Source organism: Barnesiella intestinihominis YIT 11860 (assembly GCF_000296465.1).
In the GTDB taxonomy this organism is placed as follows: domain Bacteria; phylum Bacteroidota; class Bacteroidia; order Bacteroidales; family Barnesiellaceae; genus Barnesiella; species Barnesiella intestinihominis.
Genome location: NZ_JH815204.1, coordinates 937,671 through 952,085 on the forward strand (window position 1 = coordinate 937,671; position 14,415 = coordinate 952,085).

Genomic DNA, 14,415 nt, shown 5'->3' on the forward strand with positions numbered 1-14,415 from the left:
CCATTTGAGAACGTGGGAAAGAAAACAGGTTTCTTTTCATTTGTAATAAATTTAAAATTAACAATCTTATTTTGATATTATTTCTTCTCTTTCTTTGTGCGATATACAGCCTCGTTATATTGCCGTATAAACTTGCGACTTTGGCGACCGGCCGGCTTAATGAGAGATTCGTCCCAACCACCGTTTTTGTCGGCTCTCGGTAACAACATCGAACAAGTCTCGTTTTTGTCCGAAATTGACCAATTCACCCAACTGATTTTATGAGCTTCCATCCACTCTACCCAGCGAGTCCACTCTTCAATGTCCAATGGACCGTCACCTGTACATTCCATACCGGCACATTCCGATACGAAAATAGGGATCCCCTGCTCCCAAGCAGCAGTAGCTCTATCTCTCAATTCCTGTTTATGGGTAGCCGCATAAAAATGGAGCGTATACATTATATTATTGAAACCCTGCAAAGGGTCGGCTGCAACCAAATGTAAATCTTGATCCCAATGCGGACTTCCTACCAATATTATATTATCGGGGTCATATTTCCTTATTTCGGTGATAATGTCGGTAGCATACTCTTTCACGCTCTCCCAAGTATCTTCCATAGGTTCGTTGTAAATCTCATAAATCACATGAGGATACTTTCCGTACTTCTGAGCCATCATCGAAAAGAAAGCCTTTGCCTCTTCTTTCTGAGGATAATAAGTATGCCAATCTATGATTACATACACATTATTTTTAATCGCAGCCTTTACAACCGCATTTATACAATTAAGAGCGTGTTCGGGGTTCTCTATATAATTATCTTCTATGCAAGTTCCCATCGCAGCACGCAATACAGTGCATTTCCAATCTTCTTTCAGCCACTTTACCGACTTTTTATTATAAAATCGAGGCCACAAATTGTGCCAACCATAACTAACGCCACGCAATACGACAGGCTCTCCCTGCTCACTGCAAAGTTGATTTCCATTTACTTGAAGCTGACCGTATAATTTTACCGGATCAGCCGCCATAGCAGATGATATAACACCGAATAATAACGAAATAATGAATAGCTGTTTTTTAAGCATAACCATGATATTAAATTTACGTTACAAAATAATAGTAAAAAAATAGCGCAAAAAAGTACTTTATTATCCGATAATGATACTTTTTTACCTCAAATGTGATTTTTCAATAAAGGAGAAGCGAATCAAGAAATCTGCAATTGATCTAAGCACCTGTTTATCAACAAAAACTATAATAGACGACCGCCCCGATAAAATGTTTTATATAAAAAGCATTCAAGATTTATTTAAAATTTTTCGAACGGTATTCAAAAGCCATTTATTCATCATGATCATCTAAACTATCCCAAATAGAGTCCTGTTGTTCTATATATTCTTCATAGTAATAAGCGAACCCCTTTCTTTCTGGAATACCCAACGTATCGCACCATTCTTTATAATCGGCCTCCAATTGCTTATCCTCCGCCATCATCGACCGGAATATATCTTCCGATAGATCGAGGGTCCGATACTGTTTAATAATATCATCAAATGTTATGGTAATATCATTACTCATGGCTTTTTCTATTTATCAATTAATATATCTTCGTATTTACAAATATAACTATTCTTTCATAAAAAAAGTTCTACAAAAAACAAAAATGTAAAATTAATCACTCCCCGGAATGCAGCCATTACAATATATAAACGCAAACCGATAAGAAAAATTATTCCCTTTACCAAGAAAAAAGTAGAACTTTCGATTAAAAAGTTCAAAATTTCCCGAATATAGGAATCGTTACTTCATAAAAGAATGATTATCTTTGTTTCAGAAGCAAAAGAGCAGCGCACCGCACAATCAAATAAATTTGTTTCTGCCTTCTTTTGCGCTATCTTTGCATAAAATGCGAAAATACGAACATGATTTACAACGAACGGAACATTCGAAAAGAGATTGTGCTGGAAGCCGCTAAACAAATCATGATGGCGGCCCGCACAGCACCCAAAGGTAAAGGAGTGGATATTATCGAAATAATTACACTCTCGCACGATAGCCTTCCGACTCTATCGGAAAATATGCGCAGCGAAGGGAAAAAACGCGGCATGATGTTTTTTCTGCGCGATGCCGATAATATAGAACAAGCCGACGCAGTTATCCTCATCGGAACCCGCCGACACCCCTTAGGTTTGAATTGCGCATACTGTGGAGCGAAAACGTGTGGTGAAAATCCTGAAAGCAATCCTTGTGCGATTAACTCTATCGATGTGGGAATCGCTATCGGATCGGCTTGTTCGAAAGCTGCCGACCTCCGTATCGACACCCGGGTGATGTTCTCGGCAGGCACAACCGCACAATCTATGAATCTCCTGCCCGGCTGTAACCAAATCATCGCTTTGGCATTGAGCGTATCGTCCAAGAACCCTTTTTTCGACCGTAAATTTCAAGCTCCGAAACAATGACCCCTAACATTTCCTTTCCGGCAGAATGGTATCCCCAATCGGGCATACAGCTCACTTGGCCTCACCCAAACACCGATTGGGCCTACATGCTCGACGAAGTTACCGACTGTTATAAAAAGTTGGCAAGCGAAATTTTCCAAAGGGAAAAGCTCATCATCGTCACCCCCTGCCCCGACGAAGTTAAAAAACAATTACAGGATACGATCGACATCGAATCCGTCCGATTCATAGAATGTCTCACCAACGATACATGGGCACGAGATCACGGCGGTATCACGGTATTCAGAAACGGAGTTCCCGTTATATACGACTTCAAATTCAACGGCTGGGGACTCAAATTCGCAGCTAATTACGACAACCTCATCACTTCGACTTTATATAACGAAAACGTTTTTAACGCCCTATACGAAAATAAGCTCAATTTCGTACTGGAAGGGGGAGCCCTCGAAAGCGACGGAGCCGGAACCTTGCTCACCACGAGCGAATGCCTGCTATCTCCCAACCGAAATGGGGAATGGACACGATCCGTTATCGAAGAATACCTCAAACGGACATTCGGGCTGCAACGCATACTATGGCTCGACCACGGCTATCTCGCCGGAGACGACACCGATAGCCACATCGACACACTGGCCCGATTTGCAGACGAAGATACGATCGTTTACGTACAATGCTCCGATTCGAAAGACGAGCACTACGAAGCATTGCGTAAAATGGAAGCACAACTTCAAACCTTCACAACGATCGGCGGGAAACCGTATAATCTGCTTCCCCTACCCATGCCCGAAGCCGTTTACGATGAAAACGGAGAGCGTTTACCGGCAACTTATGCCAACTTTCTCATCTTGAACGACGCAATCCTGTACCCCACTTATCGACAACCTTTGAACGATAAGAAAGCATTTGAAATACTTCGACAAGCGTTCCCGAATCGGGAAGTCGTAGGAATAGACTGTTCACCGCTCATTCGACAACATGGTTCGTTACATTGCGTAACCATGCAATATCCTCGAAATGTATTACGATAAATATATCCTGTCATGACCGAAAAGAAAATCACTGTCGGAATTATCCAACAACAAAATACCGGCGACATCGCCGACAACAAAAAAAGACTGAAACAACATATCGAACAATGCGCTGCAAAAGGTGCACAGCTCGTAGTCCTGCAAGAACTACATAACAGCCTCTATTTCTGTCAAACAGAATCGACCGATAGCTTCGATTTGGCAGAATCCATACCGGGAGAATCGACCGAATTTTACAGTCGTATCGCCGGTGAGCTGCACATCGTCTTGGTAACCTCTCTTTTCGAACGACGCGCAGCCGGATTGTACCACAACACAGCAGTCGTGTTCGACACCGATGGTTCTATCGCCGGAAAGTATCGTAAAATGCACATACCGGACGACCCTGCCTATTACGAAAAATTCTATTTCACCCCCGGCGATTTGGGATTCACCCCCATAAAAACCTCCATCGGTACACTGGGGGTATTGGTATGTTGGGATCAATGGTATCCCGAAGCAGCCCGCCTCATGGCACTGCAAAGAGCCGACATGCTCATCTACCCTACGGCCATCGGCTGGGAAAGCTCCGACACCCCCCAAGAACAAAAGCGACAACAAGACGCGTGGATTATTTCCCAACGAGGACACGCCGTCGCCAACGGACTACCTGTTGTAGCTGTCAACCGTGTGGGACATGAACCCGATCCCTCTGGACAAACCAACGGCATACAATTCTGGGGACACAGCTTCGTCTGCGGTCCGCAAGGTGAAATACTGGCCGCCGCTCCCGACGACAGCGAATGGTGTGAAGTCGTAGAAATAGATTTAACCCGCTCCGAAAACGTTCGGCGCTGGTGGCCGTTCTTGCGAGACCGCCGTATCGACTCGTACAACGATATATTGCGAAGATTCATCGATTAACCGTATCTCGAAAAACAAAAGCACGGAACCTCTTCACCCGATTCCCCGATGTACCGAACCGAACCTTCGTTATAAAATAATAAAAAAGGACATAAATCTCCGCAAAACAGCTATTTTTGTAAATTATTAGCGTCAAGATATGGACACAAAAAAAAATATCACGGACAAACAACTGGCATTGGATAAGCGTTATATACGAATGGCGCAAATCTGGGCTGAAAACTCTTACTGCCAGCGTCGTAAAGTCGGAGCTTTAATTGTAAAAGACAAGATGATAATCTCCGACGGGTACAACGGTACACCTGCCGGATTCGAAAACTGCTGCGAAGACGAAAACGGCCACACATATCCTTTCGTTTTGCATGCCGAGGCAAATGCCATCACCAAAGTCGCTCGCAGCAACAACAGCAGCGACGGAGCGACTCTATACGTGACGTCCTCGCCTTGTATCGAATGTTCCAAGTTGATTATACAAGCAGGTATCAGTCGTGTCGTATTTTCGGAATACTACCGGCTCCAAGACGGTATCGAACTTCTGCAAAAAGCCGGCATACAAGTGGATTTCATTGATCCGCAAGCCGATGAATCTATAAAGTAAAAAGCTAAACTATCCTATTAAATATGAATAACGAAAAAGCTCGTTTCGTCTGGGTCCCGTTACTAATAGCCGTGGCTATCGCCGGGGGAATTTTAATCGGACGATTTTTCTCTGCCGATACCTCTTTCGGCAAAACAGCAAGGTATGACAAAATCGAAAGTTTGTTGCAATGCATCGAGCAACAATACGTCGACACGGTAAACAGGAACGATCTCATAGAAAATGTCGTGCCCAAAGTCATAGGAGAGTTAGATCCCCACTCTGCCTACATTCCGGCAAAAGATCTGGAAAGCGTCAATGAAGAGTTAGAAGGCTCGTTTAGTGGAATCGGGATACAATTCAATATACTGAACGACACCATCAACGTTGTCAGCGTCATTTCCGGCGGCCCCTCCGAAAAAGTAGGAATACTGGCCGGAGACCGCATCATCTCGGTCAACGATTCTGCTTTCGTTGGTAAAAACATTAGTAACGAAAAAGTCATGAAAAATTTGCGGGGACCTAAGGGAACGACCGTGAAACTCGAAATCTTACGCAAAACAGCGAAAAATCCGCTCATTTATGAAGTAACGCGCGGAGATATTCCCGTCAACAGCGTTGATGCGGCTTATATGCTCAACGACAAATCGGGATATATAAAAATCAGCAAATTCGGCAAAACCACTTACGACGAATTTATTACAGCCCTCTCCAAACTACACAATCAAGGAGCCGAAAACTTCATTATCGACTTGCGTGGCAATAGCGGAGGATTGATGGACGCTGCAATCAATATGGCGAATGAATTCCTTCCTGCCAACCGGTTAATAGTCTATGCCGAAGGAAAAGCATTCGAACGGGAAGACGCCGTTTCGAACGGCACGGGAACATTCCAAAAAGAACAAGTCGTAGTTCTCACGGACGAATGGTCCGCGTCGGCCAGTGAAATATTCGCAGGAGCCATACAAGACAACGACAGAGGTTTGATAATCGGACGCCGAACATTCGGCAAGGGACTGGTACAACAACAAATCCCCTTCCGTGACGGATCGGCCATTCGACTGACGGTAGCTCGTTACTATACACCTTCCGGCCGTTGTATCCAAAAAGAATATCAATTAGGGAAATCCGAAGATTATAGCATGGATATCGTAAACAGATATATGCACGGTGAATTTTTCAATGCCGACAGTATCAAACAGAACAAAGAGTTGGTGTTCCACACGGTCAACGGGCGTGAAGTATACGGCGGAGGCGGAATTATGCCCGACATATTCGTTCCACGAGACACGACGGGTGTCACCTCCTACTTCAACAACGTAGCCAACGAAGGTCTGCTCTATCAATACGCATTCGACTACACAGATAAATACCGCGACAAATTGTCAACAGCAAAAGATGTCGAATCCCTATTGAGTATACTTGAACCCAACACTCTCTTAAACAGTTTCGTTCAATACGCCGCCCAAAAAGGAATACGCCCCCGTCCCGTTTACATCAATATTTCAAGAAAATTAATCGTAAACACGTTGCAGGCATACATAGCCCGGAACATATTGGGAGAAGAAGCATTTTACAAACTGCTACTACGAGATGACGAAACCTTGCGAAAGGCTCGGGATATAGTGAATAAAGGCGAAGGATATCCCGAATTGCCGGCAGAAAATCAAGTTCCTCGATGAGCGAAAAACAACAACTGCGGCAACAGGTCAAACAGTTGAAACAGGCTATCTCCTCGGAACAGCGAGTAGCTTTATCACAAAATATATGCTCGGCAATAGAAAAGCTACCCGGTTTCGAAACAGTCTCGCGCATACTGCTTTATCACGCCTTGACTGACGAGGTCGATACCGGTTTAATGTTATCCAGATGGAGCAAAAAAAAACAACTGTACCTACCCATAGTGAACGGCGACAATCTCATCGTCAGCCCCTACGATCCTCGGTTCCTTAAACAAGGGGCTTTCGGTATTTGGGAACCGGGTAACACCCGGGAAACCGATCCCGGTTCGATAGACTGGATAATCGTACCCGGAGTAGCGTTCGACAAAAAGCTGAATCGATTGGGACGAGGAAAAGGATATTACGACAAACTGCTCGTCCAGACCTCCGCCACAAAAATTGGAATCTGCTATGAACTGCAACTGTTCGACGAAATACCGGCAGAGCCCCACGACATAAAAATGGACTTTATAATTACCGAAAACAATATCATTCATAGAAAGGACGAATTATGGCACTAATAAACGCCGAGACAAAGCTTTGCGACGTTATCTTGCACGAACCCTCCGTCATACCGGTTATCAATCGATTCGGTATTATTCTGGGGGTCGGCGACAAAAGCATACGTACCGTATGCGAAGAAAAAAATCTAGACTGCGAGTTTTTCGTGACCATACTCAACACCTTTATCAACGAAGACTATTTTCCGGAAAACCGGCTCAAATCATTTTGCGCTACACAAATAGTAAACTACCTCACCCAAACGAATGCCTACTATGAACAATTCCAGATACCCAATATAGAACGACATTTCAATTTCTTGATAAACCAAAGCGACAGCGAGAACAACAATCTCGAACTTATGAAGCAATTCTTCGACGAACTGAAAAAAGAATTGTTGTCGCGCATAGAAAATGACAAGAATTGCTGGTTTCCCTCTATCAAAGTCGCTGCCGAAACCCTGCACGGGGAATATTACGGAGAAAAATTTCAACCCGATACAGAAGAAAACGATTCTTTGGAAGAAAAATTAGACGATCTTAAAAGCCTGTTTGTTATTCATCTAAAAGGCGAATACGATCTCAATCTTTGCCACGGTGTCATATTCGCAATATACAGCCTCGAAAAAGATATCAAACAACACAACCGGATAAGAAACAGAATACTCCGTCCCATTGCCGACGGTATGTTGGAAGCCTGCCGAAACAAAAGTTTCAAGTAATCGAAGTCCATGCGTATCGCCATCGTTACACCATACACGTTACTTAACTTAGGATTGAAGCATTTACTACAAAAATACTTCGACACCACTCCTATATTATACAACGAGATTTCCGAGTTTTTCGATAACGCGCCCGAACAATTCGATGCCTATATTCTTTTCGCCGATACAATCATCGGATACAGCGATTTTTTCCTCCCTCGCAAAAGCAAAATCATACTCCTCGCCTCCGAAGGGTCTCACCTGCCCGAAACTTCAATGACTTCGTTAGACATACACGAAAGCGAAGAATCTCTGCTCGAAAAAATACAACAGTTCATCGAGCATTTAGACAAACAATCCGAAATCCTGCCTCACGAATTATCGCCTCGGGAAACCGAAGTATTGAGGCTGGTAGCCAAAGGGCTCATGAATAAAGAAATAGCCGATCGCCTGAATATAAGTATAAACACAGTACTCAGCCATCGAAAAAATCTAACGGCCAAATTAGGTATCAAGACCGTATCGGGGCTTAGCTTCTATGCAATGATGAACGGTTATATATCGGATATAGACGATAAATAACACCGTACAATTTTTTGAATATAATTATTTTTATCGTTTTTCGATAAAAATATACTGTTTTTCTTGTTCGTTCGGAAAATATTCTATTTCTTTGTCCTGACAATATAGAATATGACGTATATGTTTTACGACAAACGAACACAGAGAAAAATACAATTATTGAATTTGCTAATCGCATTACTCATTCTCATTCCCATACTTCTCGATTTCTCCAAAGGATTTATGATGGGGCTCAATTCCTCTGTCATCGGATTCCAAAATGGGCTGGAAGAATCGACTTTTCAGATTTGCACAGTCAAACCGGACTCATTGCAATTAAACCACATAGGAACGATCCCAAGTCTCAATCTCTCGTCCGACAATATTCTCTACCTTCCGGCATCGACGACACCCGTAGCACTGAGTATAAGTTCCGTAATACTGACTGGGCTTTCTTTCATCGCCCTTATTTGTATGATTATTAAATTAGTGCAATTGATAAAATCGGTTGCCTCAGATGGACTCATGAACCGTAGAAACATCAAACGATTGAGATTACTCTCCTATTTCATGATTACATTCTACCTCGTTAGCTATATAGATTCCTTTATCACCACGAGCTATTATCGTTCGCACCTCTCGTTGGGAGACAATCAAATTTGCTATCCCGAATTGAGCGCTTCGGTCACTATTGCATTTATTTTGCTGTTACTAGCCGAAATTTTGAATATAGCCTATAAACAACGCGAAGAATTAGACCTCACTATATAAATAACGACCATGCCTATTATTGTCAATCTCGATGTAATGATGGCGAAACGAAAAATTTCGCTTAATGAACTTTCGGGCAAAATAGATATCACTCCGGCCAATCTCTCTATCTTAAAGACAGGGAAAGCCAAAGCTATACGTTTCTCCACTCTCGAAGCTATTTGCAAAGAACTGAATTGCCAACCGGGAGATATACTAGAATACCAAGACGAAGAAAATACAATATAACTCACTTTAAATCAAACAAAAATGAATCTAAAAATGGTAAAATCGGGATTAGTGCTTGCCTGTGTAGCCCTTGCCCAATGGGTATCGGCACAACAAGCTCCTCAGATGGAAGCATTGCCCATCGATCCCAACGTACGCTACGGAGTCCTCGATAATGGTCTCACCTATTATGTACGTCACAACGAAACGCCGAAGAATCGTGCAGAATTCCACATTGCACAAAAGGTAGGTTCAATTCTCGAAAACGAAGACCAACGCGGATTGGCCCACTTCCTCGAACACATGGCATTCAACGGGACAGAACATTTTCCCGGTAAAAACATGTTAAACTACCTCGAAAACAAGGGTATCAAATTCGGCGTAGACATCAATGCCTATACCGGATTCGATGAAACCGTGTATCGTATATCCAATGTCCCCACTCAAAATCAAAATTTGGTAGACTCCTGTCTACTCGTTCTGTACGATTGGGCTTGTGCCATCTCTCTGAATGACAAAGACATCGACGAAGAACGCGGAGTTATCCATGAAGAGTGGAGAACTCGTGCCGATGCCAACTGGCGTACATGGGAAGTCTCGGTTCCTGTCATGTTTGCCGGTAGCCAATATGCCAACCGTATGCCCATCGGAACAATGGAAGTTGTCATGAATTTCCCCTATCAGGCACTACGCGACTACTATCACAAATGGTATCGCCCCGACCAACAAGGTATTATCGTTATCGGTGACTTCGATGCCGACAAAATGGAAGCTCAGATCAAAGAACTGTTCGGTAAAATCAAAATGCCCGAAAACGCGGCAGAGCGTATCTACTACACCGTACCCGACAACAAAGAACCTATCTTTGCATTCCACAAAGACAAAGAAGCCACATACACCCGGGTGGATATCTATATGAAACACGACCCCATGCCCCGCGAAATGAGAGGAACTATCAACGGGGCCATCAATGACTATATGGGACAAGTTGTCGGTATCATGTTTAACGACCGCATCTCCGAAATCACTCAAAAACCGGATGCTCCCTTCATTGCCGGAGCGATTTTCGACGGAGATTTCTTCGTTTCCAAAACCAAAGATGCATTTACTCTTATCGCTTTGGGTAAAGACAATGGAGCGATCGATGCCATAAAAGGTATTATGCGCGAAGCAGAACGTATCGACCGTTTCGGATTCACAGCTTCCGAATACGACCGTGCCCGGGCTACATTACTTTCTCGGTATGAAAACATGTACAAAGAACGCAACAATCACAAAAACATCGACTACGCCGAAGAGTACATCAGACACTTCATCGACGGCGGATATATTCCGGGTATCGAAATGGAATACAACCTGCTCAAACAAATATCTCCGGCCATTACGGTAGATATGGTAAACCAATACATCAAAACGCTTATTAGCGAAGACAATATGGTAATTTCACTGACCGGTCCCGATAAAGAAGGAGTATCCTATCCCGACAAAGACCAAGTTCTTGCCGCTATCAAAGAAGTCGAAGCAGAAGAAATTACTCCCTATGTCGACAATGTATCCAACGAACCGCTCATTTCCGACGAACCGGTTGCGGGTAAAATTGTAAAAAGTGCTGCCGGAAAGAAATTTGGAACAACCGAATGGACCCTTTCCAACGGAGTGAAAGTTATCCTCAAACCGACAGACTTCAAGAGCGATGAAATCTCTATGCAAGCCGTAAGCAAAGGAGGACTTTCCCTTTATGATTACACAGATCGTGCTTTGGTTAAAAATCTGAAAGCCGTCAATGAAATCGTTGAATTGAGCGGACTCGGGAAATACGGAAGAACAGACTTGATGAAAGCATTAGCCGGTAAAACCGTATCTACCTATTTTTCTTTGGGAGAACCTATGGAAATGATCAATGCCTCCTGCGCGACCAAAGACCTCAAAACCATGATGCAATTGGTATACCTCACCTTTACCGACATACATCGTGACGAAGATGCCTTCGCCGCATGGAAAGAGCAAATGAAAGCGGTACTGACAAACTATGCGAACGATCCTCAGTTCATTTTCAGCGATTCGCTTTCAGCAACGCTCTACAATCATAACATAATGCGGGAACCCTTGAAAGCCGAAGATATCGACCTGATTAACTACGACCGCATTCTCGAAATTGCAAAAGAGCGCACAGCCAATGCAGCCGATTATACCTTCATCTTCGTGGGTAATTTCGATATCGACTCTCTGAAACCGGTTGTTGAAAAGTACATCGCTTCGCTGCCTGCAAACAAGAATAGAGACAAAATCGGTAAAATATCCACCATACAACCGGGTCTTATCGACAACAACTTCACGTTGCCCATGCAAACGGCTAAATCCACTGTGTACGCCGTCTATTCGGGAAAACAAAAATACGACTTGCGCAGTAACATTATGTTCAGTATGCTCGACCAAATCATGGACATCGTATATACCGAAACTATCCGTGAAGAAGAAGGCGGAACCTACGGCGTAGGGACATCGTCTAATTTATCGCCCGTCAACAACTCATGGTTATTCCTATTTGGATTCGATACCAACCCGCAAGACGAAAAACGTTTGACAGAACGGGCTCACGCCGAACTAAACAAAGTTGTTACCGAAGGCCCTCGCGAAAAAGACTTCAACAAAGTAAAAGAGTATATGCTTAAACAACATGCTCAAAACCTTCGCGAAAACTCCTATTGGATGAACATTATCAAATCCGATGTTCTCGGTTACGGCGACAACAATACCGATTACGAAAACATTGTTAACGGCATTACGCTCGACGATATGAAGAAATTCACAAAGAAACTCTTCAACGGTAAAAACATCATCGAAGTAACGATGACCGGAGTTGTCGAAGACGAAACGAAATAAAAACGAGAATGTCAAAACTAAAATGACCGTTCCGAAAAATTGCAGCTTGTAACTGCTAAACCTAAAAAGGAAGAGCCGTATCAAACTCTGTTTGGAGTAATGATACGGCTCTTTCTTTGATAAAATTGGTTTGTGATACCCTCTTCTCACCTTTACACTCGAATTTTAATCTAACCACTCCCCTTATGTTTCCGCAAGAATAGCATTGCGGGGTATCGCACTTAAAATCAAAGCAGAGAAAAAAGTGAAATACTCCTCAATCTCTCCCCTGCCGTGTCTCGTAGCATTGCGGGAAGTTGCGGTAACAATAGGGGGAAAAGGGCGAGGACTGTTTAAGCGGAAGGTTACTATCACCCTCCTCCCTGCCGTGTCCCGTAGTATTACGGGGTGTTTTGCAACACAAAATATAGGGGAGGTGTCCGAAGGACGGAGGGGTTAAATCGAAATTGTTGAATCTTCGACAAGCAAAGGAATATGGAAGAGAAACCGAAAAAGCTATCGTTTTTTCAGAGAGAGTTTGTTAAAAAGAAATTTATGGCTAAACCTTATAGCTACCCGATTGGCTTCCGAAATAAAAAAAGCCTCTGAATACAGAGGCTTTTTTTATTTACGATCGATTTTCTATCTGAATCTCAATTCACCGAAATAATCGGGACGGTGAAAATCGGGCTTTTCGATAGGTATCGGCGACCAGCTCAAATAATGAGGCAAAGACGATCCGTCGGCACATTTATAGAAATTAGCCGAGAGACTCTCCGGCAACTGCCCGCCGTCAAGCCCTATAAGTTCAAAAGGTATGGCGACCAATAAATTCCACGAGAAAAGCCCCTCCATCTCACAAAACGGTTTATTACCGACCGACGAATAACGTTTGATTTTAGCCATTTTATCGGCTGAGAAGTGCTCGGCATCTTCCCGCCCGGTGCGACGGGCAGCCAAAGCCGTTCCTATACAGTTGAACTCGAAATTATAATAATACTTCTCACCCGGTATCTGCACGAAAAACTCTACGCAGCTATCCTCCCAGACAGGAGAATTATCGGTACTGTTCACAGCCCGCAAATAATTGCCCTTTACAAAATAATTGATGTAGAGACACTCCTTATCACGAGCTATATAAAAAGAGGTAATAGGCTTATACGGAAACTCGTTCGGCCAATCGACGCAATCTATCGCCTGCCGCACACCCTGTGCCTCCAAAATCTCGGAAACCTGCGACAAAGGTTTGTCGCACAATCCGGCAACAAATGGAACTTCAATAACTTTTTTCATGATGTTTATAAATTATACAAAAAATAATCTTTTATTCCCCAAACAAATCCCACAATAGACATAATAATGATGATAATCCCGATTCCCCTATTTATTAACCAAATACTACGCACATTAAAACGGGCACGAACCTTATTGATGACGTAAGTTATCAGGAACCACCAACTGACAGCTCCTAACAAAATAGACAGATAACCCACCACATGATGCCCCAATTGTGATTCGGGCAAGAAAAAATTAAACCGGGCAAATAGGCCTATATAAAGAAATAATATCAGAGGATTGGAAAAAGTCAATAAAAACGCCGTAATGAAATCCTGCGTAAACGTATTGATGGAAGAATTGGCTTTACGAATATTCTTGGCCGGATTCTGGCGATACAGATACAACCCGAACCCCACCAAAACCAAACTGCCCAAAATCTGCAAAATATTTTGATTAGCCTCTATAAAATCGATGACGATAGACATGCCTAAGCCCGTAAGCAATGCATATATCAAATCGGATAATGCAGCACCCAATCCTGTCACGAAGCCCGACCATCGCCCTTTATTCAACGTACGCTGTATACACAATATCCCTATCGGTCCCATCGGCGCCGACACCAATATGCCTATGGCTAAGCCTCGAATTATAGTATATAGCGTTAAGTCCATAAAGTCTAAAAACTACCTTATTCTATTGAAATACGGTATAAATCACAAAATAGTATGACATTGACACAAAATAAATTTCATTTTTGCTCCTGTAAAACAAAAGCTCACCTCTATTGTCCGTCAAAAACGGCATAAGAAAAAGGCAAACCCCTATTTTCTTGAAGATGCCTATGCACAACCTATTCTCG

At 43.1% G+C, this 14,415-nt stretch carries 15 protein-coding genes; 11 read left to right on the forward strand and 4 right to left on the reverse strand.

Annotation, left to right across the window (positions count from 1 at the left end):
* Positions 1-77: 77 nt before the first annotated feature.
* Both HMPREF9448_RS08645 and HMPREF9448_RS08655 read right to left on the reverse strand, forming a co-directional pair.
* Entirely contained in the window at positions 78-1,010 is a 933-nt protein-coding gene (locus HMPREF9448_RS08645; RefSeq protein ID WP_229036909.1) for a glycoside hydrolase family 5 protein, read from the reverse strand.
* 313 nt (positions 1,011-1,323) lie between these two features.
* Positions 1,324-1,560, reverse strand: a complete 237-nt coding sequence (locus HMPREF9448_RS08655) for a hypothetical protein (protein ID WP_008862226.1) — start codon at positions 1,558-1,560, stop codon at positions 1,324-1,326.
* A 344-nt stretch (positions 1,561-1,904) separates the two neighbouring features.
* On the opposite strand from HMPREF9448_RS08655, the gene HMPREF9448_RS08660 reads away from it, so the two are divergent.
* The 11 genes from HMPREF9448_RS08660 to HMPREF9448_RS08710 all read left to right on the forward strand — a co-directional run bounded on the left by HMPREF9448_RS08660 (position 1,905) and on the right by HMPREF9448_RS08710 (position 12,299).
* Positions 1,905-2,444: a ferredoxin domain-containing protein gene (locus HMPREF9448_RS08660; RefSeq protein WP_008862227.1), complete on the forward strand. Its 540-nt coding sequence runs from the start codon at positions 1,905-1,907 to the stop codon at positions 2,442-2,444.
* Positions 2,441-3,472, forward strand: a complete 1,032-nt coding sequence (locus HMPREF9448_RS08665) for an agmatine deiminase family protein (RefSeq protein WP_008862228.1) — start codon at positions 2,441-2,443, stop codon at positions 3,470-3,472. Before HMPREF9448_RS08660 ends, HMPREF9448_RS08665 begins: the two co-directional genes overlap by 4 nt.
* A gap of 12 nt (positions 3,473-3,484) precedes the next feature.
* Positions 3,485-4,375 (forward strand): carbon-nitrogen hydrolase, encoded by an 891-nt coding sequence (locus HMPREF9448_RS08670; protein WP_008862229.1) that lies wholly within the window; start codon positions 3,485-3,487, stop codon positions 4,373-4,375.
* 139 nt (positions 4,376-4,514) lie between these two features.
* Positions 4,515-4,973, forward strand: coding sequence for a deoxycytidylate deaminase (locus tag HMPREF9448_RS08675; RefSeq protein WP_008862230.1), 459 nt, complete (start codon positions 4,515-4,517; stop codon positions 4,971-4,973).
* Positions 4,974-4,996: 23 nt separating this feature from the next.
* Entirely contained in the window at positions 4,997-6,634 is a 1,638-nt protein-coding gene (locus HMPREF9448_RS08680; protein WP_008862231.1) for a S41 family peptidase, read from the forward strand.
* Positions 6,631-7,194 carry a 5-formyltetrahydrofolate cyclo-ligase gene (locus HMPREF9448_RS08685; RefSeq protein ID WP_008862232.1) on the forward strand — a complete coding sequence of 188 codons (564 nt, stop codon included), beginning with the start codon at positions 6,631-6,633 and terminating at the stop codon, positions 7,192-7,194. The genes HMPREF9448_RS08680 and HMPREF9448_RS08685 overlap by 4 nt, the downstream gene beginning before the upstream one ends.
* Complete coding sequence (locus HMPREF9448_RS08690; protein ID WP_008862233.1) at positions 7,185-7,895, forward strand: hypothetical protein; 711 nt, start codon at positions 7,185-7,187, stop codon at positions 7,893-7,895. Before HMPREF9448_RS08685 ends, HMPREF9448_RS08690 begins: the two co-directional genes overlap by 10 nt.
* A 9-nt stretch (positions 7,896-7,904) precedes the next feature.
* A complete protein-coding gene (locus tag HMPREF9448_RS08695) occupies positions 7,905-8,459 on the forward strand; it encodes a LuxR C-terminal-related transcriptional regulator (RefSeq protein WP_008862234.1) in 555 nt (184 codons plus the stop codon).
* A 111-nt stretch (positions 8,460-8,570) separates the two neighbouring features.
* Positions 8,571-9,209, forward strand: a complete 639-nt coding sequence (locus tag HMPREF9448_RS08700; RefSeq protein ID WP_040296053.1) for a DUF2975 domain-containing protein — start codon at positions 8,571-8,573, stop codon at positions 9,207-9,209.
* A gap of 9 nt (positions 9,210-9,218) precedes the next feature.
* Positions 9,219-9,437, forward strand: coding sequence for a helix-turn-helix domain-containing protein (locus HMPREF9448_RS08705; protein WP_008862236.1), 219 nt, complete (start codon positions 9,219-9,221; stop codon positions 9,435-9,437).
* A gap of 21 nt (positions 9,438-9,458) precedes the next feature.
* A complete protein-coding gene (locus HMPREF9448_RS08710; protein WP_008862237.1) occupies positions 9,459-12,299 on the forward strand; it encodes a M16 family metallopeptidase in 2,841 nt (946 codons plus the stop codon).
* Positions 12,300-12,920: 621 nt separating this feature from the next.
* On the opposite strand, the gene HMPREF9448_RS08715 is transcribed toward HMPREF9448_RS08710, so the two are convergent.
* Both HMPREF9448_RS08715 and HMPREF9448_RS08720 read right to left on the reverse strand, forming a co-directional pair.
* Positions 12,921-13,571 (reverse strand): carbohydrate-binding family 9-like protein, encoded by a 651-nt coding sequence (locus HMPREF9448_RS08715; protein ID WP_008862238.1) that lies wholly within the window; start codon positions 13,569-13,571, stop codon positions 12,921-12,923.
* Positions 13,572-13,576: 5 nt separating this feature from the next.
* On the reverse strand, positions 13,577-14,227 hold the full coding sequence (locus tag HMPREF9448_RS08720) for a LysE family translocator (RefSeq protein WP_008862239.1): 651 nt from the start codon (positions 14,225-14,227) through the stop codon (positions 13,577-13,579).
* Positions 14,228-14,415: the final 188 nt, after the last annotated feature.

Excerpts from the sequence above, each read along its gene's own strand:
- HMPREF9448_RS08660 (WP_008862227.1), top strand. The coding sequence starts at position 1,905 with ATGATTTACAACGAACGGAACATTCGAAAAGAGATTGTGCTGGAAGCC.
- HMPREF9448_RS08705 (WP_008862236.1), top strand. The coding sequence starts at position 9,219 with ATGCCTATTATTGTCAATCTCGATGTAATGATGGCGAAACGAAAAATT.
- HMPREF9448_RS08715 (WP_008862238.1), bottom strand. The coding sequence starts at position 13,571 with ATGAAAAAAGTTATTGAAGTTCCATTTGTTGCCGGATTGTGCGACAAA.
- HMPREF9448_RS08710 (WP_008862237.1), top strand. The coding sequence starts at position 9,459 with ATGAATCTAAAAATGGTAAAATCGGGATTAGTGCTTGCCTGTGTAGCC.
- HMPREF9448_RS08695 (WP_008862234.1), top strand. The coding sequence starts at position 7,905 with ATGCGTATCGCCATCGTTACACCATACACGTTACTTAACTTAGGATTG.
- HMPREF9448_RS08700 (WP_040296053.1), top strand. The coding sequence starts at position 8,571 with ATGACGTATATGTTTTACGACAAACGAACACAGAGAAAAATACAATTA.
- HMPREF9448_RS08685 (WP_008862232.1), top strand. The coding sequence starts at position 6,631 with ATGAGCGAAAAACAACAACTGCGGCAACAGGTCAAACAGTTGAAACAG.
- HMPREF9448_RS08720 (WP_008862239.1), bottom strand. The coding sequence starts at position 14,227 with ATGGACTTAACGCTATATACTATAATTCGAGGCTTAGCCATAGGCATA.
- HMPREF9448_RS08680 (WP_008862231.1), top strand. The coding sequence starts at position 4,997 with ATGAATAACGAAAAAGCTCGTTTCGTCTGGGTCCCGTTACTAATAGCC.
- HMPREF9448_RS08675 (WP_008862230.1), top strand. The coding sequence starts at position 4,515 with ATGGACACAAAAAAAAATATCACGGACAAACAACTGGCATTGGATAAG.
- HMPREF9448_RS08670 (WP_008862229.1), top strand. The coding sequence starts at position 3,485 with ATGACCGAAAAGAAAATCACTGTCGGAATTATCCAACAACAAAATACC.
- HMPREF9448_RS08655 (WP_008862226.1), bottom strand. The coding sequence starts at position 1,560 with ATGAGTAATGATATTACCATAACATTTGATGATATTATTAAACAGTAT.
- HMPREF9448_RS08665 (WP_008862228.1), top strand. The coding sequence starts at position 2,441 with ATGACCCCTAACATTTCCTTTCCGGCAGAATGGTATCCCCAATCGGGC.
- HMPREF9448_RS08645 (WP_229036909.1), bottom strand. The coding sequence starts at position 1,010 with ATGGCGGCTGATCCGGTAAAATTATACGGTCAGCTTCAAGTAAATGGA.
- HMPREF9448_RS08690 (WP_008862233.1), top strand. The coding sequence starts at position 7,185 with ATGGCACTAATAAACGCCGAGACAAAGCTTTGCGACGTTATCTTGCAC.